Below are 24,919 nucleotides of genomic sequence, written 5' to 3' on the forward strand. Positions count from 1 at the left end.
ATATGAGGGTATAGGAGATAAAGTAAAGTATGAAAGAAAAAATGAAAAAGACGAAGATTGTTTGTACAATCGGACCTGCATCTGAAAGTCCAAAGATGTTAAAGAAATTAGTTTTAGCTGGAATGAACGTGATGCGTTGTAATTTTTCTCATGGTGATTATGAAGAACATGGAGCAAAAATGCAAACTATGCGTGATGTAAATGCTGAACTTGGAACTCATTGTGCAATTCTTTTAGATACGAAAGGACCTGAAATTCGTACTGGGGATTTCGAAGGTGGCGTAACTGAATTTAAAAAAGGACAAGTTTCTACAATTTGTGTAGAAGACATCGTTGGGACATCAGACCGTTTTACTATTACTTATAAAGATTTATATAAAGATGTTAAACCTGGTGGATTTATTTTGGTTAATGATGGTCAAGTTGAATTATTAGTTGATCATGTGGAAGGAACTGATATTGTTTGTGTTTGTGCAAATGATGGTAAAGTAAAAAATAAACGTGGTATTAATGTACCAGGTATTGAATTAGGATTTGAGTTCGTATCTGAAAAAGATAGAGCTGATATTGAATTTGGATGTAAAGAAAATGTTGATTTTATTGCAGCATCATTCGTTCGTCGTCCACAGGATGTTTTAGACATTAAGAAAATTCTTGTTGAAAATGGAAAACCTGAAATTCAAATCATCGCTAAAATTGAAAACAGCGAAGGTGTTGAAAAAATGGATGATATTATAAAAGTTGCTGATGGAATCATGGTTGCTCGTGGAGACTTAGGTGTTGAAGTTCCTGCTGAAGATGTACCATTAATCCAAAAACAATTAATTACAAAATGTAAAGAAGCTGGAAAAGTTGTTATTACTGCAACTCAAATGTTAGAATCTATGCAAGAAAATCCTAGACCAACTCGTGCTGAAGTTAGTGACGTTGCAAATGCTATTTATGATGGTACTGATGCAATTATGTTATCTGGTGAATCTGCACAAGGGAAATATCCTGAAGAAGCAGTTATGGTTATGAACAAGATTGCTTTAAAGACTGAATCAACTTTAGATTATGCTTCATTACATAGAAAAGCAGTCAGAACTGCAACTGATGATGCATCAGAGGCTATTTGTATGTCAGTTGCTGAAATTGCAACAAAATTCAACGTTGCTGCAATTGTTGCTTTCACTGAATCAGGATTTACTGCTAAGAAAATGTCAAGATATAGACCAGAATGCCCAATTATTGCGGCAACACCAATTGATGATACATTAAGAAAATTAGCATTAAACTGGGGTGTTAAAGCTGTTTCTTGTAAACAAATGGAAACAACTGAAGGTTTATTAAATTTAGCAGAAGTTATTGCTAAAGAAAATGGTATTAATGCTGGTGAAACAATTTTAGTAACTGGAGGAACACCAGGTATTAAAGGAACAACAAGTTATTTACAATTAGTCAATGTAAAGTAGGATTTATTCCTACTTTTTCTTTAAAAAAATATACTTACATATGTAAATATATTGATAATATGACTTTGTGAAATTAAAAACGAAAAAAATCTGATTTTTTCATAACTTTTACACATTTTTATGGTATTCTATTTTTGAGGTGAAGTTATGTTTAATCATACATCCTATAAAATTAAAATATCAGCTTATGTCTTCTTTATTGTCAATTTATTGAGAACGTGTGTACGTGAGATAAATCGATTTATTGAACTAGGAAGTCCAAGTGATTTACTTATGGAAACAGTTTTGGGAATTATTAATAGTATCATTATGTATTTTATTGTATCTTTATTGATCTATGCGATAAGTAAAGTTATTGAACGTTTTGAAATTTTGAATCATAAAGAAGTTGTTTCTAAATTAGAAAATTAAAACATTTTCATTATATTTTATGTTATTGTCATATTAATGGAGGAGATATATGTTAAATAAAATATCAAAAATTTTGAAGGTATGTGCATATATTTTCTTGATTGGAAATATAGGCAGAGAGGCATATCATATTGCGATTAGTACATCTTATTTAAATACAGGCGAATTGATGGGTGTTGAATCAATGATTATGATGCTGTGGTCATGTTTTATGTCTTTTCTATTTGCACTTATTATTTATGGTTTTGCAGAAATTATAGAGTATTATGAAAATGCACGTGAGAAAAACGCAGATGACTTGACAAAATCGGATAATGATGTAAAATAATGCTACAAGCAATGATTTAGGATATGTTTCTATAAGCATCTTGTTAAGAGAGAAAACGGCTGGTGAAAGTTTTCCAGGATATATAGAAATACTCCCTAATAGCTACACTCGAAAGAGAATGTCGTGTTGTCGCGTTAAGACTTAGAGGTTATCGTAAGATAATGAATAAAGGTGGTACCACGAGATTTCGTCCTTTGGATGAAATCTCTTTTTTTTATGAAAGGAGGAAGTCATGGTGTGTGAACAAATGATAAAAGAAAAACAGCATACTGATTTAAAAATTACACTGACAACACTCTTTTGTAAAACAAATAGTCATATTTATCATGATTCTTATGATTATCTCATAAAAATGAAGCAACAATGGATAATATGGACAGGTTTTGTCACCTGTTATAAGATGAGTATATAACATCAAAAGAAAACCATTGAAAAATAGAAATAAAGATGAAATTGGAGGAAAGAAAGATGAGAGATTTTAAAAATGAAGATGTTTTAAATACTTTGAATCATTCTTGTGCCCATGTGATGGCACAAGCAGTCAAACATTTATATCCAGAGGCTAAATTTTGGGTTGGACCTGTGGTAAGTGAAGGATTTTATTATGATATTGATTTAGGTGATCAAGTGATTACTGATGAGGATTTACCAAAGATTGAAAAAGAAATGAAAAAGATTTGTAAGGATGGTAAACGTATTGTGAGAGTTGAAATTTCTAAAGCAGAAGCTTTAGAAATGTTTCAGGATGATCCTTATAAAATTGATTTGATTGGTGGGTTAGAAGATGGTCAGATTACTTGTTATCGTCAAGGAGATTTTGTAGATTTATGTCGAGGACCACATGTTGAAACTGTAAAACAATGTAAGAATTTTAAGTTATTAAAACATTCTGGTGCTTATTGGAAAGGTGATAAGAACAACAAAGTATTACAAAGAATTTATGGTGTTTGTTTCCCAACACCAGAAGAGTTACAGGAACATTTAGATTTCTTAGAAGAAGCAAAGAAAAGAGATCATAAAAAATTAGGAAGAGAATTAGATTTATTTATGATGAGTGAATATGCTCCTGGAATGCCTTTTTTCTTACCACATGGAATGTTATTAAGAAATACACTAGAACAATACTGGTATGAAGAACATGCTAAAGAAGGCTATGAATTTATTAAAACACCAATCATGATGTCTAAAGAATTATGGGAAGTTTCAGGACATTGGTATAATTATAAAGAAAATATGTATACAAGTTATGTTGATGATCGTGAATTTGCAATTAAACCAATGAATTGTCCTGGTAGTATGTTAGTCTATAAGAACGGTTTACATTCATATAAAGACTTACCACTTCGAATGGGAGAACTTGGTCAGGTTCATAGACATGAAGCTAGTGGAGCTTTAAATGGCTTATTTAGAGTTCGTACTTTTACTCAAGATGATGCTCATATCTTTATGACACCAGATCAGATTGAAAGTGAAGTTGTAAGATTGATTGCATTTATTGATCGTGTTTATACAAACTTGGGATTACCATATGAAATTGAATTATCTACAAGACCAGAAGAAAAATATATTGGTGAAATTGAAATATGGGATAAGAGTGAGGCTGCTTTAGCAGCTGCATGTAAGGCTGCTGGTAAGGATTACAAAATTAATCCTGGAGATGGTGCTTTCTATGGTCCAAAATTAGATTTCCATGTGAAAGATTCTTTAGGAAGAGTTTGGCAATGTGGAACAATTCAGTTAGATATGAATTTACCTGAAAGATTTGATTTAACTTATGTAGATCATAATGGTGAAAAAGTGAGACCGGTTATGTTACATAGAGTTATCTTTGGATCTATTGAAAGATTTATTGGTATTTTGATTGAACATTTTGCTGGAGCTTTCCCATTATGGTTAGCACCAACTCAAGTAAAAGTGATTCCAGTTAAAAATGAATATCATTTAGAGTATTCTAAGGAAGTTTATCAATTATTAGAAGCTAAAGGAATACGTGTAGAGTTAGATGATCGTGAAGAAAAATTAGGTTATCGTATTCGTGAAGCACAGATGAAAAAGATTCCTTATCAGTTAGTATTAGGAGATAAGGAAAGAGATGAAAGAACAGTGACTTATCGTCAATACGGGGAACAAAAACAAACAACTGTTTCACTTGATGAATTTGTGGCAATGGTTTTAAAACAAATTGCAGACAAAACAAGATAAGAAAAGGTCCGTTTGGACCTTTTCAAATATGATGAAAAAGTATTGACTATCGTGTTACCCTATAGTGTAACATGAGAATATGTCAAAAGAAAGGAGACCTATATGAAACTGATATTACATTATTTAAAAAGATATAAAAAGTTACTTATATTGAATATGATATCTGTTTTTGGTTTTGCTTTGGTTGAATTAGGTCTGCCAACAATTATTGCCAATATGATTGATTATGGAGTTTCAACCCAAAATCAAAACTATTTATATTCTATGTGGTTTTTTGCCATTTTTATTTCATTATTAGGTGTTGCTGGAACGATTTTATTAGGATATTGTTGTGCGAAAATATCTACATCAATTACAAAAGATATTCGTAATGATATTTTTACAAAAGTACAAACTTTTTCTCCTTATGAATTTAATCGTTTTGGCATTTCATCTTTAATTACACGTACGAATAATGATGCTTTTCAAATCCAAATGTTTATTAATGTTATATTAAGAACAGCTTTATTAACACCTGTTATGGTCGTTATTAGCTTTGTTATGACATTAAAGACATCTTTAGAACTATCTCTCATTATTGCTGCAACATTACCAATAGTTGTTATTGGAGTCATTATTGTTGCTAAGGTTTCTGAACCAATGTCTCAAAAACAACAAACTTCATTAGACCAATTGAATCGTATATCTCGTGAAAATTTATCTGGTTTAAAAGTGATTCGTGCCTTTGGTAATGATCAATATGAACAACAACGTTTTAATGAAACTAATGATGTCTTTACAAAGTATACAAAAAACATATTTAAATTAATGACATTAACGCAACCCGTCTTTTATTTATTAATGAATATAGCAACTTTACTGATCTTTTTTGTTGCCAGTCAAATGATTAATACTGGTTCTTTGCAAGTTGGAAAACTTGTGGCTTTTCAGGATTATTTATTCCATGCTATGTTTTCTATGATGCTTTTTTGTAGTGTGTTTGTCATGTATCCACGTGCAGCCGTTTCAGCTAAGCGTATTCAGGAAGTTTTAACAACCAAAAGTCATATTCAGGATGTCGATTGCTTAGATGTGCCTGAGGTGAGCCAACATTCAATCTCTTTTGAACATGTAACATTTGCTTATCCGGATAGTGAAATTCCCGTCTTAAAAGATATTTCCTTTCAGGCAAAAGAGGGAGAAACTGTTGCTTTTATAGGAAGTACAGGTTCTGGTAAAAGTACATTGATTAACTTGATTCCCCGTTTTTATGATATTACAGTTGGAAAAATTATGATTGATGGTATGGATATTCAAGATTATTCAATGGAAGCATTAAGGAATAAAATAGGTTTTATTCCCCAAAAAGCGATGTTATTTACTGGAACAATTGCAGATAATTTAAGATATGGGAAATCTGATGCATCATTAGATGAATTAAAACATGCAGCTACTGTTGCACAAAGTTATGATTTCATTATGGAAAAACCACAAGGTTTTGATGAAATGATTACTGAAAGTGCAACAAACGTTTCTGGTGGACAGCGTCAGCGTTTAAGTATTGCCCGAGCAATCATTAAAAAGCCAGAAATCTATATTTTTGATGATTCTTTTTCAGCATTAGATTTTAAAACAGATGCTGCACTGAGATTTGCCCTTAAACAAGAAACAAAACATTCAATTGTACTGATTGTTGCTCAACGAATTTCAACAATTATGGATGCTGATCGTATTATTGTGTTAGATGAGGGGCGCATTATTGGTCAAGGAACACATCAAGAACTCTTAAAGACATGTTCAATTTATCATGAGATTGCTTTATCACAGTTAAGTGAGGAGGAATTGCGTTATGAATAAGAAATGGCAAACTTTTAAGACCTCTATTCAACAACTCTCACCATTTATTTCACCTTACAAATGGGGCTTCTTTTTAGCTATGTTTATGGTTGTAGTGACATGTTTTGCATTGTCTGTTTCTCCTATGGTAGAAGGAATGATTACTTCTTTGCTAATGAAAAATGCGACTGATATTGCTAATCATGTCCCACAAGCTACAGTTGAATTTGATAAAGTCATTCAAATTATTGGTGTTTTGATTGGTTTGTATTTATTAAAAACCTTGTCTCAATCCATCACAACAATTACACTTACAAATTCTATTCAAAGTGCAATGCATGATTTACGTAATGCTCTTCAAGATAAAATTCGTCAATTACCTGTCAGTTATTTTGATACTCATCAATTTGGTGATATTTTAAGTCGTATTACAAATGATGTTGATACATTATCAAATGCCTTACAACAAACACTAACAGAACTTATCCGAGGTGTTTTGATGCTAACATTAGCAATTGTCATGATGTTTAATATCAACGTTGTTATGACATGTATTGTTTTATTCATTATTCCATCAGCTTTGCTGATTACACGATTCATTGTGAAACGTTCACAACGACAATTTCAGGCTCAACAAGATGCTTTAGGTGAACTCAATGGCGCAATTACAGAAATGTATACAGGATATAATGAAATATTGTTGTTTAATAAACAACAGCAGTCAATTCATCAATTTAAAAAGATTAATGATAATCTTTGTCATCATGCTTTTAAAGCTCAGTTCATGTCATCCATTATCTCACCTTGTATTTCTTTGGTAACCTATATTATTATAGGAACAATTGGTTTTGTAGGGAGTCTTTATGCTATTCAAGGTCAATTATTGATTGGTGAACTACAAGCTTTTGTGAGATATATTTGGCAAGTCAATGACCCTATATCTCAAGTCAGTAATTTATCTTCGCAGATTCAGTCAGCATTTGCTGCAACCCATCGTATTTTTGAGGTTTTGAATGAAAAAGAAGAACCGCCAATAGAAAAAGTACATGAACTTGAGAGTGTGATTGGCCATGTTGAATTAGATCATGTTTGTTTTGGTTACCATGATAAAGAAGTTCTCCATGATTTAGATGTCGATATTAAAAGTGGTCAAATGGTTGCTGTTGTAGGCCCAACAGGTTCAGGAAAAACAACATTAATTAGTTTACTGATGCGATTTTATGATCCAACTTCTGGTAGTATTCGGATAGATGGAGTAGATATTAAAGACATGCCAAGAGAGAAACTTCGTTCTATTTTTGGTATGGTTTTACAAGATACATGGTTATTTCATGGAACGATTTATGATAATATTCGTTATGGACGGATAGATGCCCGTCGTGATGAAGTGATTGAGGCTGCTAAACAAGCGAATGTTGATCACTTTATTCGAACATTGCCAGAAGGCTATGATATGATTGTCAATGAAGAGGCAAATAATATATCGCAGGGTGAAAAACAGTTATTAACAATTGCTCGTGCAATTTTGAAAAATCCACCAATTATGATTTTAGACGAAGCCACTTCATCGGTTGATACACGTTTAGAGCATATGTTACAGGATGCAATGCAAAAAGTGATGCAGGGACGTACAAGTTTTGTGATTGCTCATCGTTTGTCTACAATTCGTAATGCGGATTTAATTCTTGTGATTAAAGATGGTTATTTAATAGAAAAGGGAACCCACGAACAGTTAATAGCACAACAGGGATTTTATCAAAAACTTTATAATGCACAATTTCAAGATGATGTGTTAGAAGAAAAATAAAGAAGTTTGTAAAATTGTATAAGAAAGCCTTTACAATTTTGTCAAAATATGCTATTTTATATCCAGTAGTTCAGTATTGTAATTATTAAGTTAAGCAAGACCTGATTACATAATTATTTTTAATTATGCAATCAGGTCTTTTTACATGAAGGAGGAAATTTATGAAATTGTATAGTGTTGCAAATGGGCGTACAAAAAATATTGAAGAAGTGAGTGATGAAGCTTTTTCACAAAAAATGATGGGTGATGGTATAGCGATTATGTCTTGTGATGGATGCGTTTATGCTCCAGCTGATGGAGAAGTGACAATGTTATTTCCAACTCATCATGCAATTGGGATAAAGACAACTTTAGGGATTGAAATTCTTATTCATATTGGAATTGATACTGTAGAAATGAATGGGGATGGTTTTGTGGCATTTGTTAAACAAGGTGATAAAGTCAAATGTGGTGATTTATTAATTCAATTTGATCTCAATAAGGTGATACAAGCAGGATATGAGCCGGATATTATGGTTATTTTGACAAATACATCACAATATCAGAAGATGATTAAGACAACGCAAGATGAAATCGCTGTTCATGATGTATTACTAGAAATAGAATAGGTGATGATATGATAATTAAGAGGGTACTCAATAACAATGCTGTTATGAGTTTAGATAAGAACAATGAAGAAATTATTGTGAAGGGAAAAGGAATTGCTTTCCAAAAGAAAAATGGTGACAGCATTGATGAAAAGAAGATTGATAAAATATTTGTCATTGATAATCAAGATACAAATCGACGTTATCAGGAAATTCTAGTGAATATTCCTGATGATTGTATCACCGCCTGTGAAGCGATGATTGATGTCATTAAACAGCATGTTGATAAAGAATTAAGTGATAAGATTTATGTAACTTTAACAGATCATATTTTTAATTTATTAGAAAGAATTCAAATGGGAATTGTTTTTGACAATACATTGCTTTGGGATGTGAAAAGATTATATCGACAAGAATATCAGGCAGGATTGTTGGTTGTTGAGATGATTAGAAAAACTTTTGATGTGAAGTTAGATGATGATGAGGCCAGTTTTATTGCATTACATATTGTTAATGCACAAATTAATGCTAATTTTAGAGATGTTATTGAACTAACAGGAATGATTGATGATATCTATGATATTGTAGAAAGTGATTTTGCTTTAACAATTGATAAAGATGGATTGGAATATACACGTTTTATTATGCATTTGAGAGTTTTCTTTGAAAGAATAATGAACAAACAACATATGAAATCAGAGAAAAGTCAAACATTATTGAATACATTAAAAAAAGAATACCCTAAACAATATCAATGTGTTATGCACATTTTAGAATATGTATCTATGAAATATGAGGAACCATTGGAAGGAGAAATCTTATATTTATTAGTTCATGTTATTAAATTAACAGATTAATAAGTATTGATGAATAGAAAGGAGGTGGGCAGTATCTTAAACTGGATAGTGACAGTACGGCTGGCTAGACCTTTATTTTAATAACTATATTAAAGTGGAGGAGAAAAAAGATGAGTCATAAAGAATTAGCAGTAGCGATTTTGTCAAAAGTGGGTGGAGGAGAAAATATTAAATCTGTTACACACTGTATGACAAGATTAAGATTGATTTTAAATGATATTGAAAAAGCCAATCAAGATGAATTAAAAGCAATGGATGAAGTCATGGGAGTTGTCTATAAAGGTGGGCAGTTACAATTGATTATTGGTCCAACAGTCACAGATTTATATGATGAAGTAATGCAACTTTTACCAGTCAAACAGAGTGATATTAAGGTTGATGAAAAAGTCAGTGAACCTGTGAAAAAAGATTGGAAGTATTATATTAATGAAGTGATGGGAACATTGGCTGGTTGTATGACACCAATGATTCCAGTCTTATTGTGTATGGGGATTGCTAAAGCAATTGTTGCAGTTTTGGGTCCACAATTATTAGGAGTTTTAACAGAAAGTGATAGTTTATATGTTTTATTTACTTTTGTAGGAGATGCGGGATTATACTTTATTCCTATTTATGTAGGATATACAGCAGCTAAAAAATTTGGAATGAATGAATTGATGGGAATGTTTTTAGGAGCCATTCTGATTCATCCAACATTAATTCAGATGGCAACAGATGGAACAAAGTTTGATGTTTATGGAATTCCAGCATCAGTACAGAATTATACATCATCTATTATTCCAATTATATTAACAATCTGGATTGCATCTTATGTAGAACGTTTCTTTAAAAAGTATACACCAGATGTCTTAAAAGTCTTTGGTATTCCATTAGGAACATTGTTTATTATGTTACCTTTAGAATTATGTTTATTTGGCCCATTAGGTGCTTTTTTAGGACAATATATCTGTCAGGGAATTATCGGTTTATATGATATTGCTGGACCACTTGCGGTTGGTATTGTTGGAGCCACTTTCTCATTATTAGTTTTGACAGGTATGCATAATGTTTTAATGGCATTCTTGTTTATGACTTTCCCAATGATTGGTTATGATGCTTTTATTATGCCAGCTATTTTAGCTTGTAGCTGGGCTGGTGCAGGTGTGACACTTTGCTGTTTATGGAAATTTAAAGATAAAAAGAAAAAATCATTAACTTTTGGTTATTTTATTACATGGTTATTTGGTGGTGTAGGGGAACCTATGTTATATGGTTTAAATATTCCTTATAAGACACCACTATATGCTGGCATTGCTTCTGGATTTATTGCTGGTGTAGTAACTGGGTTATTAGGTTTAAAAGCATATGTATGTACACCATCTAATGGTATTTATGGATTAACTGCATTTTTAGGCGGACCTAACTCAAATTATATTATTTTAGCTATTTCACTTGTTGCAAGTGTTGTTATTGGTTTTGTTGTGATGTGGTTTATGAAATTAGATGAAAGTTTAGCGTAGGTGAATTTATGAAATATTTTACACATGAAAAGTTATCTGAACATTTATATCGCATTACTGATATTACGGGTGTGTGTTGTTATTTGGTTATTGGGAGTCAAAAAGCCTGCTTATTAGATACTTGTAATGGGATTGGTAATTTACGAGAATATGTTGCTCAAATAACAACTCTTCCTATATTTGTCATTTTAACTCATGGCCATCTTGATCATATGGGTGGAGCTGGTTTGTTTGAAGAGGTTTATATGAATCATGCAGATTTACCTGTTTTTCAAAAACATGGTGATATGGCTTTTCGTATTACTGATACTAAGCAACATAGTGATGTGCCAATAGACGAGGATGATTTTGTTTTGACATATCAGGGAGATATTCAAGATATTACCAATCAGGATACTTTTGATCTTGGTGACATCACGATTCAAATGATTCTGGTGAAAGGACATACTCTAGGTATGATGTGTCCCCTTATTTTAGAAGAGAGAACTGTGATTTTTGGAGATGCATGTGGCGTTGGCGTTTTATTGTTTGATGAATATTCATCATGTGTATCTGAATATCGAAAAAGTTTGATATATTTAAAGACTTTTGAAGATGATTATGATTACGTTTATCGTAATCATGGGACATTTGTATCTGAAAAAGCATTATTAGATAATGTGATTGCTTGCTGTGATTTGATTTTAGCAGGGAAAGATGATCATGTACCAACTGTTTTCCATGGCATAGAATTATTTGCCTGTCATCAATTAGATGCTTCAGGTCATAACAGAGCTGATGGGCAAGAAGGTAATATTTTATATTCAATTGATAAAGTTCAATAGATAAGAGGGTTATGATGAATGAAGTCATAACCCTTTCTTGATAATTCTTTTACTTTTATATAAAAGTTGTGTATAATAGAAAAAACAAGAGAGGGTATATTATGAGTATCAGGGGAATTAAAAACAAAGCAGATGGGATTTATATGAAATATCGGAAACAGATTATACCAGAATTCTTTTATGTTGGCTACGTGGGGTTGCTGGCACAGTATTTAAGAAGTGGTCTGTTTTCTTTCTTTGTCTCTTTGTTTTTATGTCCTATCGCACATGGATATGTGAAATGCGCAATGAAGTTAGTGGATGATGAACATCCATTAATTGATTATCATCAATCAATGATTGGCATTATTGAGTTTCCAAGAGTTGCTCCTGCATATTTAATGAGAAAAGCTATTATTTTGTTTATAACTCTTCTTTGTGCTTTACCGATTTTGTTATCTGTTCATTCATTAATACCAGAGTTTTCTTTAGAATGGATATCATCATTAGGGAATACCTTGATCCAAACAGAATTTTTTGTACCAAATTTTGAAGAAATTCATGTTTTAATGAGCAATAGTCTACTCATTTTGAATATTATAGTATGTATCTTCGTTTATTTGTTTTTAACTGCTTTATTTACACCGGTTCCTTATGTGATGGAATTAGAAGAGTTTTCATGGAGTGAGTGTATTTCTTATTCTATTCGTTTAATGAGGGGACATATGATTGATTTTTTGATGTTATATGTAAGTTATTTTATTAGGCATGTTATTTATTGGATGATAACAGGTTTATGTATGTTGGTAATTGGTTCGTTAAATGAAATATTGACTTTGTTTTGTATGGTGACATCATTGTTTTTATATATTGAAATATTTAAAGGACGTTTTGAAATTGCTAAATATTTATTTTATCAGGAAATAAGAGGGGATCATGATGAGAGAAATAGAGGGAATTAAAAGGGTTATTGTTAAAGTGGGTTCATCTTCTTTATGTAATCAAAAAGGTGAAATTGATAAAGAAAAAATTTTATATTTAATATTACAAATTTCAAAATTAATAAAAGATGGATATTCAATTGTTTTGGTATCTTCTGGTGCCATTGCCGCAGGAATGGGATCTTTGCAGTTATCAGCTAAGCCTCAGACAATTCCTGAAAAACAAGCTTTGGCTGCGATTGGACAAGCCCAATTAATGCAGATATATGAAGAAATATTCCAGCTTTTTGATTTAAAATGTGCTCAAGTTTTACTTAATCATGGTGATTTTGATGATCGCAAACGCTTAATGAATTTATCAAATACAATGCATGCTTTGATGGATTATGGCGTGATTCCAATTGTCAATGAGAATGATGCCTTGGCAGTAGAGGAAATTAAGGTTGGAGATAATGATACATTAGCTGCTTTGTTAGTTCCTGTTGTTGATGCCGATTTACTGGTTTTGGTGAGTGATATAGATGGTCTTTATACGAGCAATCCACATCACAATCCAGATGCCAAACTCTTAAAATTTGTCAATCATGTAGATAAAAATATTGAAGACATGGCAGGAGGTTCATCATCTCAATTTGGAACAGGTGGAATGATGACAAAAATTCGAGCTGCAAAGATTGTGAATGATTATGGAAGACATCTTGTTATTGTTAATGGCAGTAAAGAAAATAGTTTATTGCATATATTTGATGACACTCAAGAGGGTACATGGTTTAATGGGAAAAGTGGTAAGAATCTAAATGCTAAATTACATTGGATTGCTTATCGAACACATTCTAAAGGGCAATTAATGATTGATGATGGTGCTAAAAAAGCTGTTTTTGAGCGTAAAAGTTTATTACCAAGTGGTATTTGTCATGTCGATGGTCATTTTTTAATGGGGCAGGTTATTGATATTGTTGATCAAAATAATGAAATGATTGCTAAGGGGATTAGCAATTATTCGAGTGAAGAAATTAAATTAATTATGGGGCATAATAGCAGTGATATTGAATCAATATTAAATTATAAAGATTATGATGTTGTTGTTCATGCCAATAATATGGTTATTTTAGGAGGGGAAAATAATGGATGAGACTTTATTAAAACAATTACAATTGGCTAAAAATGCAAGTCGTGCTATGATGAATATCGGAACAAAAACAAAGAATATAGCATTAGAGAAAATATCACAAGCCTTATTGACGCATATACCTGAAATTATTCAGGCGAATCAAAAAGATCTTACCAAAGCCAAAGAAAATCATATGAGTGATGCCATGATTGATCGTCTATTACTCAATGAAGAACGTATTTCGTCAATAGCACAGGATGTTTTAAAATTAGTGACGTTATCAGATCCAGTTGGTGATGTTATTCGTGAAATTCATCGTCCGAATGGATTGCTCATTAAGCAGGTTCGTGTTCCTATTGGTGTTTTTGGTATTATTTACGAATCACGTCCAAATGTCACTGTAGATATTGCCTGTTTATGTATAAAATCAAGTAATGTTTGTGTTTTAAAAGGTGGAAAAGAAGCTTTTCATTCTAATCAGATTTTAACAACAATTATGCAAGACGCTGTTAAGGGGCTTTTACCAGACAATAGTATTCAGCTAGTTCAAAAAAATGAGCGCTTTATTGTGACACAACTCATAACGGCTAATGATTATGTTGATGTTGTTGTTCCAAGGGGTGGTAAAGGTTTGATTCAACATGTTGTTCAAAATGCAACTGTTCCAGTTATTGAAACCGGAGCTGGAAACTGTCATTTATATATTGATAAAGATGCTGATTTAAAAAAGGCTATTGATATTAGTGTTAATGCCAAGATTCAAAGACCATCAGTTTGCAATGCTATAGAAACCATTCTTGTGCATAAAGATATTGCAGCAATCTATTTACCAGCGATGGTTGAAGCTTTTGATGGACGCGTTGAAATTCGTGGCGATCAAATGACTCAAAAGATAATAACTTGTCCATTAGCAACTGATGAAGATTATGCGACTGAATATGATGATTATATTGTTGCTATAAAAGTTGTTGATTCAATTGAAGAGGCAATTAATCATATTTATCAGTATTCAACAAAGCATTCTGAAGCGATTATTACGGAAAACCAAGATAGTGCAAATCTATTTATGAATTCTTTAGATTCGGCATGTGTTTATCATAATGCTTCTACTCGTTTTAGCGATGGTGGAGAATTTGGATTTGGAGCAGAACTTGGTATCAGTACTCAAAAATTACATGCCAGAGGACCATTGGCTTTAATTGAAATGACATCATTCCAATATAAGATTTATGGTCAGGGACAAACTAGGGAATAAAAAAAGACTGAATTCAGTCTTTTTTTTGGCAATAATCTTCATTTTGATGAGATATATAATGGATAAATGCACATATTGCTGCAATGATATAACTTATAACAATAGGTGTCATCATTTGTGATGAATCAGTAAACTCAAAATTATAATCTCCAGCAAGAAATACAGAATTTGTTAAACTCATCACCATAAGAATCAATAAGATTTGAGAAGTGATTGATTGAACAACAAAGAAATGAGCAATTGTATTGAGTTTAACTAAGGTTGATCCATTCTTTTTATCAGTATATTGCTTTAAAAACTGATAAGAAAAACGCATGATGAAATAATAGATAATAAAACTAAAAACGACAGGAATTGATAAATTCATAAAAATATAGTAGGTTAAGATTGCTAACAAGGCTATAATCCATGGAAAATAAGAAATAATATCAAATTTATCAAGTTCCTTGAAATCATCATGATCTTTTAAGAGGTAATCAATAGAAACATGAAATATTTCTGCAATTTGAGTTAAGATTTCAATATCAGGATAACTTTCATTGGTTTCCCATCTGGAGACTGTTTTGTTGGAAACATTTAATTGATCTGCTAATTCTTGTTGTGTCATGTGATACTTTTTGCGTAATTGTATACACTTTTTAGAAAATATATCGTTCATAATTCGCCCTCGCTTTCTATAAATATTGTAACATAGAAAATGCATAATGGACTCCCAGATTTAAAGAATAATTCTCAAATATTGAGAAAATCGTTTTCTTTTGATAATTTTGATTGACAATAGTTAGTCGACTAACTATAATAGTTAGTGCACTAAGTAATGAGAGGTGAAAAAGCATGAAATATGATAAATTGAGTATAATTATGGAGGAACTGAAAAAAGTTGGAAAATTACATCATAAGTTAATGATAATGTATTGTGGCGATATGACACCTGATCAGGGAAAGCTATTATATCTCATTAGAAATGAAAAGATGAATCAAAAAGAAATTGCGAATCATCTCCATATTACTGAGGCAACTCTTTCAGTACGCATTAAACGTTTGGTTGAATCGGGGTTGGTTGAAAGAGAAGTTGATAGAAATGATAAAAGAGTTTACTCAATTGTTTTATCGCCTAAGGGGGAAAAACTTATGGATGATATGGATAGTGCAATCCATCATTATCAGGAAATCATTTGTAAAGGTATTACAAATGAGGATTATGAGGCTGTCTTAAATGTTATTCATAAAATTCAAAATAATATAAAGGAGGAAATTGAATGTTAAAGTTGCGTAAATTTGCTTATAAATTCTGGTTACCAATTTTACTTTGTATTGGATGTGTTTTTATACAATCTCAATCAGAACTTGCTTTGCCAGATTATATGAGTCAGATTGTTACAAATGGTATTCAGGCAGGTGGATTTGATAGTCCTGTAGCTGATGTGTTTAGTAAAGAAACATTTCAACATCTTTTGATTTTTGCTGATGATGATCAAAAGAGTGTTATTGAATCAAGTTATTCTTTTACAAAACAAGAAGATTTAAAAAGTGACATCAAAGATGAATTTCCAAAATTAAAAGATGCTTATGTTTTAAAAGATTTATCTCGTGATGAAACAAAACAGTTAGAAAGTTCATTGATTAAACCAATGTTGATGGTTACATCTATTGATTCAATGGATAAAAATTCCAAAGAGTATCAGGAAAAATTTGGGAACTTACCTGCAAATATGGATATTTATCAAGTTTTCTCAATGATGGATGCCAATACTAAGAAAAAGATGACACAGCAAATTGATTCACAATTAGATGCGATGGGTGAATCAACAATGTTAATTGCTGGTGGAAATGGTGTCAAAGCAGAATATAAAGCTTTAGGCGGGGATGTTGACAGCATGCAGACACAATATATTTTAATCTCTGGATTAAAGATGTTGGGAATTGCATTGTTAGGATCTTTAGCAGCAATGTTAGCCGCTTTCTTATCTTCACGTGTAGGTGCAGGTGTGGCTAGAAATTTAAGAAAAGCAGTTTTTGAAAAAGTAGAAAGTTTTTCTAATAATGAATTTGATAAATTCTCAACTGCTTCATTAATTACTCGTACAACAAATGATATTACTCAAGTTCAAATGTTGATGATTATGTTATTAAGAATAGTCTTATTTGCACCAATGATGGGATTAGGCGCACTTTATAAAGCAATTACTCATTCAACATCAATGACTTGGATTATTTTAATGATTTTAGTTGTGATTTCAGTTGTTATCTTTATATTGATTAAAGTTGTTATGCCTAAATTCAAGATTATCCAATCTTTAATTGATAGATTAAATTTAACAATGCGTGAAAATTTAAGTGGTGTGTTGGTTATTCGTGCTTTTGGAAATGAAAAGCATAGTGAAGAACGTTTTGATAAAGCCAATAATGATTTGACAAAGGTCAATTTATTTGTCAATCGTGCTATGGGTGTATTAATGCCAATTATGATGTTTATTATGAATATTGCGACTGTTTTAGTTGTATGGGTAGGCGCTCAACAATTAGATTTAGGAAATATTGCTATTGGTGATATGATGGCCTTTATTCAATATACAATGCATATTATTATGTCATTCTTATTTATTGCCATGATCTTTATCATGATTCCTCGTGCAAGTGTTGCAGCTGGCAGAGTTTATGAAGTTTTATCAACTGATTTATCAATCAAAGATCCTGATGATGTTCAAGCATTCCAGACAAGTAAAAAAGGTCTTGTTGAATTTAAAGGTGTAACTTTTAAATATCCTGGTGCACATGAGGCTGTTTTAAGTGATATTAACTTTACTGCTGAACCTGGAAAGACAACGGCTTTTATTGGATCGACTGGTTCTGGTAAGTCGACTTTAATTAATTTAATTCCACGTTTTTATGATGTCAGTGAAGGTTATATTATGATTGATGGTGTTGATGTCAGAAATGTGAAGCAACATGATTTAAGAGAACGTATAGGGATTGTTCCTCAAAAAGGTGTTCTTTTCTCTGGTACAATTCGTTCTAATCTTCAATATGGAGCACATGATGCAACTGATGAAGAATTAGATGAAGTGATTCGTATTGCTCAGGCAAAAGAATTTGTTGATGATAAACCAAAAGGTTTAGATGAATCTATCTCTCAAGGGGGAACAAATGTTTCTGGTGGACAGAAACAACGTTTAGCAATTGCCAGAGCTATTGCTAAGAATCCAGAAATTTTAATTTTTGATGATAGTTTCTCAGCATTGGATTTTAAAACGGATGCTGTTTTAAGAAAAGAATTAAATAAATTAACAGAAAAAACAAAGAATACGGTTTTAATTGTTGGACAAAGAATAGCATCAATTATGGATGCTGATCAGATTATTGTTTTAGATAAAGGAAAAATAGTGGGAAAAGGTACACATAAAGAATTGATGGAAAACTGTCAGGTTTATCAGGAAATTGCCTATTCTCAACTTTCAAAGGAGGAATTAGCAAATGCCTAGAGGACCAATGGGGCATGGAGCCCATGCAACCGAAAAAGCTAAAGACTTCAAGGGAACTATCAAAAGATTATTTACTTATTTAAAACCTTATTATGTAAAATTATTACTTGTATTGATTTTTGCATCAGGGTCAACTGTATTTAGTATTTTTGGACCAAAGATTTTAGCCAAAGCAACAGATAAATTAGGAGAAGGTATATTAGCGAAAGTTAATCATACAGGTGGAATAGATTTTACAGCTATCTCACAAATTCTTATTTTCTTAGCATGTATTTATTTATTTAGTGCATTTTTGAATTTTATACAACAGTTTATCACATCAGGTATTTCGCAAAGAGTGGCTTATGATTTTAGAAAAGCGATATCGACAAAGATGGATCGTTTACCATTAAGTTATTTTGATAAACATTCAAGTGGAGATACTTTATCACGTGTAACAAATGATGTTGATTTAATTGCGCAGTCATTGAATCAAAGTATGGCACAGATTGTCACATCAGCAGTGCAAGTTATTGGTATTTTCATTATGATGTTGACAATTAGTGTTCCCATGACATTGATGGCATTATGTGTATTGCCAGTGTCAATGTTATTGATGTCATTAATTATGAAAAGAACGCAAAAATATTTCTTTAGACAACAACAAAGTTTAGGAAATGTTAATGGTCACATTGAAGAAATGTATGGAGCTCATCAGATTGTTAAAGCTTTTAATGGAGAAGCATCTTCTGTTGAAAAATTTGAAGTTTATAATGATGAACTCTATGAATCAGCATGGAAATCTCAATTCTTTTCTGGTTTAATGCAACCATTAACAACTTTCGTTGGAAATATTGGTTATGTTGGTGTATGTTTATTAGGTGGATTCTTAGCAACAGGTGGAACAATTTCAATTGGTGATATTCAAGCCTTCATTCAATATGTTCGTTCTTTTAATCAGCCAATTACTCAGTTTGCACAAATTATGAATCAGTTACAGTCAACTGCTGCAGCTGCTGAACGTGTCTTTGAGTTTTTAGATGAAGAAGAATTAGAAAAAGAAACACCAGTAATTACCCATGAACAAATGGAATCTATCGAAGGTGGCGTTACATTTGATAGTGTCAATTTCGGTTATAATCCTGATAAAACAATTATTCATGATTTCTCAATGCATGTTCATGCTGGTCAAACAGTAGCAATTGTTGGACCAACTGGTGCTGGAAAAACAACAATTGTGAAACTATTGATGAGATTCTATGAACTCAATAGTGGAAGTATTATGATTGATGGACATGATATTAGAGATTATACAAGAAGTGATTTGAGAAGTTTATTTGGTATGGTTTTACAAGATACATGGTTATTTGGTGGAACAATCAGAGAAAACTTAAAATATGGTAAATTAGATGCAACTGATGAAGAAATGAAAAAAGCTTGTGAACTTGCATATGCAGACCATTTTATCAATACTTTAGAAGATGGTTATGATACAATTATTAATGAAGAATCAAGTAATATTTCTCAAGGTCAAAAACAGTTATTAACAATTGCGAGAGCTTTCTTAGCTGATCCAAAGATTTTAATTCTTGATGAAGCCACATCTTCAGTAGATACAAGAACTGAAGTTCTGATTCAAAAAGGAATGGATAAATTAATGGAAGGACGTACAAGTTTCATTATTGCGCATCGTTTATCAACAATCAAAGATGCCAATACAATTATTGTTATGAAAGATGGCGATATTGTAGAACTTGGTAATCATGAATCATTACTTGCTAAAGGTGGATTCTATGCTGACTTGTATCAATCTCAGTTTGAATCAAGCAGTGAAGATTAAAAAAATATCAACATGTATTTAAAAAAAGGTCATGGTCTATTTGGATATAACAAATAGACCATGATTTTTTCTACTGATTGAGGGTATAAAGGAATCCTTTGAACTGGGCTTCTTTATCTTTTAAATAACAACAATAAAACGTAGCATGAGCTTCACTATCAGTAATAGGTATAACGACTCTATTTGGAGGAATACCATCATATTTCATTGTAAAATCTGAGGTGAAAGATGGTAAAGATGATAATTCAATGAGATCATAAAAAATACTTCTATCTTCTTGAATCAAAAATTTTGTGTTTGGCATTTTTTTTGGTACTTGATTCCAAAAGCCTATATTAGACATAAGTAATATTTTTTCTCCATCCATTTCTTTTAAAGAAATGGATTTTTTATGGACTAAAGGATGTTCATATGGAAGTGAGAAATAAAGTTGTTCTTCCATAAACATTATACATTCAATATCCTCATCTTCGATTTCATAAGGCGTAACGATAAACGTATATGTATGATCTTTGAGACCATCTATAAGGATATTTATATCTCTAATTTCACTAGATACTGTTTTATCAAGATAAAATCTTGATACCTTTTGATTAAGATAGGTTTGTGGGGCAGGAGCGCATGTACCAATAGAGATAGTATGTTGTTTTCTATTAAATTCTTTTAGTTGAATTTTCATGTTCTTCGTATCACTAATAATTCTTTTAAAAAGCTCAACGGCAAGTAATCCTGTTTCATTTAAACTGATTCTATTTTTTGTTCGTTCAAACAATGTTATGTCTAATGTTTCTTCTAGTTTTTGCATTGAGCGTGTTAAAACAGGCTGAGAAATATGTAATTCTTTAGCAGCTAAAGATAATGTTTTATATCTATCAAATGCAATGAGATGGATGAGTTGTTCAAATTCTATCATAAATTTCTCCTTTCACTATTCTATTTCATTATAGCATATTTCTATATTCATATTGTACATTTTAAAGAATATTCCTTAAAATAAAGGTGAAAAGGAGGGATGACAATGTTATTTTATTATACAGCAACAGGAAACTGCTTATATGTTGCAAAAATGATGGAAGAGAATCCAAAAAGTATTCCACAGGAATTAAAAAAAGCAAAGTTAGAGTATAAAGATGACATCATTGGAATTGTGGCACCTATCTATGCAGGAGAATTACCCAAAACGGTCAGAAGATTTATTGGAAGTGCAAAGTTTGAAGCAAATTATTTTTATATGATATTGACTTATGGAAATAGGGATAGTGTTGCAGGAATATGGAGTTATAATTATTGTTATAGTAATGGTATTGATATGAACTATATTCAAACAATAAAAATGGTAGATAATTATTTACCAGCGTTTGATATGGAAGAACAAATAGCTATGGATAAAAAAGAAGATGAACAAATCAAAATTGCTATTGAAAATATTCAAAAGAGAGTACATTTTATTCCATCACCAACAAAAGAAGGAATAGCTGCTTATAAAATGGTTTCTCAAAGATTTCATGAACATCCAGAAATGAATAATGGTGAGTCAATCATAATGAGTAATAGATGTGTAGGATGTCAAATATGCAAACAGGTTTGTCCAATTGGTAATATTAAAGTTATAGATGGCAAAGCCAAAAGAAAAAATAAAGTTTGTGATTTTTGTTTGGCATGTGTTCATCATTGTCCATTTCAGGCAATTGATTTAGTGACTGATAAAAATCCTAAAGCTAGATATCGTCATTTTGGTATTACATTAAAAGATATTGTCAAATCAAATGATCAAGGAGAAAAAGAGTTATGAAAAAAGTATTATATCTCATGCGCCATGGACAGACATTGTTTAATTTACAACATAAAATTCAAGGATGGTGTGATTCACCATTGACAGATTTGGGAATCAAACAGGCCCAAGTTGCAAGTGAGTATTTTAAAACAAATCATATCATTTTTGATCATGCTTACTCATCAACTTCAGAAAGAGCATGTGATACTTTAGAGATTGTCACTGATTACCAAATGCCTTATACAAGAGTCAAAGGATTAAAAGAATGGAACTTTGGTGTATTTGAAGGTAAAGATGAATGTTTAAATCCAAAATTACCATATGGAGATTTCTTCCAACAATTTGGTGGAGAAAGTGAAATAGAATTAAGAGAAAGAATGGTCAAGACTTTAACTGAAATTATGAATAAAGATGATCATGAAATTGTTTTAGCTGTCTCACATGGAGCAGCCTGTGCCCAATTTTATAGAGCGTGGGAAGAGTATACAAAAATCATTAAAAAAGAAAGGTTTTATAATTGTTGTATTTTAAAGTTTGAATATATTAATGGGGTTTTTACTTTGGTTGAATTATATAACCATAATATAACTGAGTAGAAGAATAGATATTCAAAAAAGATAATTCATTTTAATACATATATACTATGCTTTACAAGAAATTATTGAAAAATCATATGTTGTGAACTTATCATTTAATCAATGAAGTGTATACAGTAAGTTTAGAAAAATAAGGAGGAATTGAAAATGGAATATGTACAATTGAATAACAGTATAAAAATGCCTTGTGTAGGATTTGGAGTTTTTCAGATTCAAGATGAAGATGAGTGTATAAAAGTTGTTTTGGATGCTATTGAGGCTGGATATAGACTTATAGATACAGCTCAATCTTATGGAAATGAAGAAGCAGTAGGTAAAGCCATTGCTAAAACAACTGTTCCTAGAGCAGAACTTTTTATTACGACAAAGGTTTGGATTACAAATGCCGGATATGAAAAAGCTCGTGCTTCTATTGCGGAGTCTCTTCAAAAAATGCAATTAGATTATCTAGATTTAGTATTAATTCATCAACCACTCAATGATTATTATGGAACATATAGAGCGATGATAGATCTTTATAAAGAAGGAAAAATAAAAGCAATTGGGGTCAGCAATTTTTATCCTGATAGATTAGTTGATTTGACATTATTTAATGAAGTACCGCCAGCAATTAATCAAATTGAAGTTAATCCTTTTCATCAGCAGATTGATGCTCAAAAAGTAAATCAAAAATATCATGTACAAGTGGAAGCATGGGCACCTTTTGCTGAGGGGAAAAATAATATATTTACAAATCCACAATTAAAAGAAATTGGTGATAAATACAACAAGAGCATTGGGCAAGTGATATTAAGATGGTTAGTTCAAAGAGGAATTATTCCACTCGCTAAGACAGTGAGAAAAGAGCGAATGTTAGAAAATATCAATATCTTTGATTTTGAATTATCAGCAGAGGATATGATAAAAATTGAAAGTATTGATAGAAAAGAAAGTTCGTTTTTTAATCATCAAGAGGCATCATCAGTAGAAAGATTAGCTCAATTAGTGAGATAATTCATAGAATTACGATAATGAACTCTTTAAATAATGAATTGTGAGAGACAGATTGTGTCTCTCATTTATTATTAATGATGCCATAGTTCAATTACATAGATTATTTGTAAATATTAAAATGCTTTATACGCCATCTATTGTAAAGACTATAATAAAAAACACTTTACAATTATATTTTGTTCATGTATGATTATAAGCCATAAGGAGTGTAATAAGAAATGAAAATAAAAGAAATGTGTTTATGTGCATTGTTTGCTATTTTAATTGGAGTAGGAGCATTTATTAAAGTTCCAATCTCGATTGTTCCAATAACATTACAAACATTGTTTGTTATATTGGCATCGCTTATTTTAAGACAAAAAGCCGTATATAGTGTTTTGCTATATGTATGTATGGGATTAATTGGGTTACCTGTATTTACAAGTGGTGGAGGTATATCATATGTTTTGATTCCATCATTTGGTTATTTAATTGGATTTATTGTAAGTAGCTGGTTTGTAGGAAGATATCAAAATACAAATCATATGTCTCTTATTTCAAGAAGTTGTATTGGGCTAGTTATGATTTATATCATTGGAATGTTATATTTTGTATTTATTCAATACGTTTATTATGGACAAATTTTTTCATTAAGTTGGATTTTTATGAGTTTATGTCTCGTCTATTTACCAGGAGATTTGTTGTCTGTTTTTGTAAGTGTTGTTATTTATAAAAGAATTGAATATTTAGTACCACACTATACTATGTCATCGACACAACCATAAAATGGTTGTGTTTTTAAAAACTCATTTTTATCAATCATTTGAATAATGGAACCTATCTATAATGGATATGAGCACATAAAAGATCAATTCTTTCATTATAACGTATTATGAAAAAGATATTGATATGATTATAGAATTGGTGACAATGATGCTGAATTTAATGTTTAATAGCATCTATTTTTTTGTTGACAAATCATATAATAAGTTTATAATGAACGCATAATATAGTAATCAATACTATATTATAAATGAAATCAAACCTGTTTTAATAACTGAATAATAGAATACTTAAAAAAATATATATAAAATTTTTTAAATAAATTTCGTAAAAAGTATTTACAAATGGAAAAAACAGGTATATACTGACATTACTTCAAAAATTTGAAGTAAGAAATTAAAAAGTTTTAAGTAAATAAAATAT

Annotated in this window: 23 protein-coding genes and 1 other annotated feature; of the genes, 21 read left to right on the top strand and 2 right to left on the bottom strand. The window is 31.1% G+C overall.

Annotated features, from left to right (window positions below):
- Window positions 1-29: 29 nt before the first annotated feature.
- From pyk to BN1865_RS05795, 14 genes are all read left to right on the top strand, one after another.
- Complete coding sequence (pyk, locus tag BN1865_RS05730) at window positions 30-1,454, top strand: pyruvate kinase (RefSeq protein WP_050636297.1); 1,425 nt, start codon at window positions 30-32, stop codon at window positions 1,452-1,454.
- Between the two features lie 147 nt (window positions 1,455-1,601).
- Complete coding sequence (locus tag BN1865_RS05735) at window positions 1,602-1,865, top strand: hypothetical protein (RefSeq protein ID WP_050636298.1); 264 nt, start codon at window positions 1,602-1,604, stop codon at window positions 1,863-1,865.
- Window positions 1,866-1,914: 49 nt separating this feature from the next.
- Window positions 1,915-2,193 (top strand): hypothetical protein, encoded by a 279-nt coding sequence (locus tag BN1865_RS05740; protein ID WP_050636299.1) that lies wholly within the window; start codon window positions 1,915-1,917, stop codon window positions 2,191-2,193.
- Between the two features lie 2 nt (window positions 2,194-2,195).
- Window positions 2,196-2,391: a binding site (T-box leader), on the top strand.
- A 34-nt stretch (window positions 2,392-2,425) separates the two neighbouring features.
- Window positions 2,426-2,605, top strand: coding sequence for a hypothetical protein (locus BN1865_RS05745; RefSeq protein ID WP_050636300.1), 180 nt, complete (start codon window positions 2,426-2,428; stop codon window positions 2,603-2,605).
- Between the two features lie 56 nt (window positions 2,606-2,661).
- Window positions 2,662-4,395 carry a threonine--tRNA ligase gene (gene thrS / locus BN1865_RS05750; protein ID WP_050636301.1) on the top strand — a complete coding sequence of 578 codons (1,734 nt, stop codon included), beginning with the start codon at window positions 2,662-2,664 and terminating at the stop codon, window positions 4,393-4,395.
- 102 nt (window positions 4,396-4,497) lie between these two features.
- Window positions 4,498-6,231: an ABC transporter ATP-binding protein gene (locus BN1865_RS05755; protein WP_050636302.1), complete on the top strand. Its 1,734-nt coding sequence runs from the start codon at window positions 4,498-4,500 to the stop codon at window positions 6,229-6,231.
- Window positions 6,224-8,017, top strand: coding sequence for an ABC transporter ATP-binding protein (locus BN1865_RS05760; protein WP_050636303.1), 1,794 nt, complete (start codon window positions 6,224-6,226; stop codon window positions 8,015-8,017). Before BN1865_RS05755 ends, BN1865_RS05760 begins: the two co-directional genes overlap by 8 nt.
- A 161-nt stretch (window positions 8,018-8,178) precedes the next feature.
- The gene (locus BN1865_RS05765; RefSeq protein WP_050636304.1) at window positions 8,179-8,625 is read left to right on the top strand and encodes a PTS sugar transporter subunit IIA; all 447 of its coding nucleotides are present in this window, start codon (window positions 8,179-8,181) and stop codon (window positions 8,623-8,625) included.
- An 8-nt stretch (window positions 8,626-8,633) separates the two neighbouring features.
- On the top strand, window positions 8,634-9,461 hold the full coding sequence (gene licT, locus BN1865_RS05770; protein WP_050636305.1) for a BglG family transcription antiterminator LicT: 828 nt from the start codon (window positions 8,634-8,636) through the stop codon (window positions 9,459-9,461).
- A 110-nt stretch (window positions 9,462-9,571) separates the two neighbouring features.
- The gene (locus BN1865_RS05775) at window positions 9,572-10,960 is read left to right on the top strand and encodes a PTS transporter subunit EIIC (RefSeq protein ID WP_050636306.1); all 1,389 of its coding nucleotides are present in this window, start codon (window positions 9,572-9,574) and stop codon (window positions 10,958-10,960) included.
- An 8-nt stretch (window positions 10,961-10,968) separates the two neighbouring features.
- Complete coding sequence (locus BN1865_RS05780; protein ID WP_050636307.1) at window positions 10,969-11,784, top strand: MBL fold metallo-hydrolase; 816 nt, start codon at window positions 10,969-10,971, stop codon at window positions 11,782-11,784.
- A 101-nt stretch (window positions 11,785-11,885) separates the two neighbouring features.
- A complete protein-coding gene (locus BN1865_RS05785; protein WP_050636308.1) occupies window positions 11,886-12,725 on the top strand; it encodes a hypothetical protein in 840 nt (279 codons plus the stop codon).
- Window positions 12,703-13,836, top strand: a complete 1,134-nt coding sequence (gene proB / locus BN1865_RS05790) for a glutamate 5-kinase (RefSeq protein ID WP_050636309.1) — start codon at window positions 12,703-12,705, stop codon at window positions 13,834-13,836. The genes BN1865_RS05785 and proB overlap by 23 nt, the downstream gene beginning before the upstream one ends.
- Entirely contained in the window at window positions 13,829-15,070 is a 1,242-nt protein-coding gene (locus BN1865_RS05795; protein ID WP_050636310.1) for a glutamate-5-semialdehyde dehydrogenase, read from the top strand. Before proB ends, BN1865_RS05795 begins: the two co-directional genes overlap by 8 nt.
- Window positions 15,071-15,083: 13 nt before the next feature.
- On the opposite strand, the gene BN1865_RS05800 is transcribed toward BN1865_RS05795, so the two are convergent.
- Complete coding sequence (locus BN1865_RS05800; RefSeq protein WP_050636311.1) at window positions 15,084-15,728, bottom strand: helix-turn-helix transcriptional regulator; 645 nt, start codon at window positions 15,726-15,728, stop codon at window positions 15,084-15,086.
- Between the two features lie 176 nt (window positions 15,729-15,904).
- Between BN1865_RS05800 and BN1865_RS05805 the strand changes: the two genes are divergently transcribed.
- Genes BN1865_RS05805 through BN1865_RS05815 form a run of 3 tightly spaced genes read left to right on the top strand, consistent with a single transcriptional unit; the run spans window position 15,905 to window position 20,371 of the window.
- Entirely contained in the window at window positions 15,905-16,336 is a 432-nt protein-coding gene (locus BN1865_RS05805; RefSeq protein WP_050636312.1) for a MarR family winged helix-turn-helix transcriptional regulator, read from the top strand.
- Window positions 16,330-18,552: an ABC transporter ATP-binding protein gene (locus BN1865_RS05810; protein ID WP_050636313.1), complete on the top strand. Its 2,223-nt coding sequence runs from the start codon at window positions 16,330-16,332 to the stop codon at window positions 18,550-18,552. Before BN1865_RS05805 ends, BN1865_RS05810 begins: the two co-directional genes overlap by 7 nt.
- The gene (locus tag BN1865_RS05815; protein ID WP_050636314.1) at window positions 18,545-20,371 is read left to right on the top strand and encodes an ABC transporter ATP-binding protein; all 1,827 of its coding nucleotides are present in this window, start codon (window positions 18,545-18,547) and stop codon (window positions 20,369-20,371) included. Before BN1865_RS05810 ends, BN1865_RS05815 begins: the two co-directional genes overlap by 8 nt.
- A gap of 70 nt (window positions 20,372-20,441) precedes the next feature.
- Here BN1865_RS05815 and BN1865_RS05820 read toward each other — a convergent pair whose 3' ends face one another.
- Entirely contained in the window at window positions 20,442-21,284 is an 843-nt protein-coding gene (locus BN1865_RS05820) for a LysR family transcriptional regulator (RefSeq protein WP_050636315.1), read from the bottom strand.
- Window positions 21,285-21,389: 105 nt separating this feature from the next.
- Here BN1865_RS05820 and BN1865_RS05825 point away from each other — a divergent pair, with 105 nt between their 5' ends.
- The 4 genes from BN1865_RS05825 to BN1865_RS05840 all read left to right on the top strand — a co-directional run bounded on the left by BN1865_RS05825 (window position 21,390) and on the right by BN1865_RS05840 (window position 24,498).
- Window positions 21,390-22,163 (top strand): EFR1 family ferrodoxin, encoded by a 774-nt coding sequence (locus BN1865_RS05825; RefSeq protein WP_050636316.1) that lies wholly within the window; start codon window positions 21,390-21,392, stop codon window positions 22,161-22,163.
- Complete coding sequence (locus tag BN1865_RS05830) at window positions 22,160-22,741, top strand: histidine phosphatase family protein (protein ID WP_050636317.1); 582 nt, start codon at window positions 22,160-22,162, stop codon at window positions 22,739-22,741. Before BN1865_RS05825 ends, BN1865_RS05830 begins: the two co-directional genes overlap by 4 nt.
- A gap of 147 nt (window positions 22,742-22,888) precedes the next feature.
- A complete protein-coding gene (locus tag BN1865_RS05835) occupies window positions 22,889-23,734 on the top strand; it encodes an aldo/keto reductase (RefSeq protein WP_050636318.1) in 846 nt (281 codons plus the stop codon).
- Window positions 23,735-23,952: 218 nt separating this feature from the next.
- Window positions 23,953-24,498 carry a biotin transporter BioY gene (locus tag BN1865_RS05840; protein ID WP_050636319.1) on the top strand — a complete coding sequence of 182 codons (546 nt, stop codon included), beginning with the start codon at window positions 23,953-23,955 and terminating at the stop codon, window positions 24,496-24,498.
- Window positions 24,499-24,919: the final 421 nt, after the last annotated feature.

Source organism: Candidatus Stoquefichus sp. SB1 (genome assembly GCF_001244545.1).
GTDB lineage: Bacteria > Bacillota_I > Bacilli_A > Erysipelotrichales > Coprobacillaceae > Stoquefichus.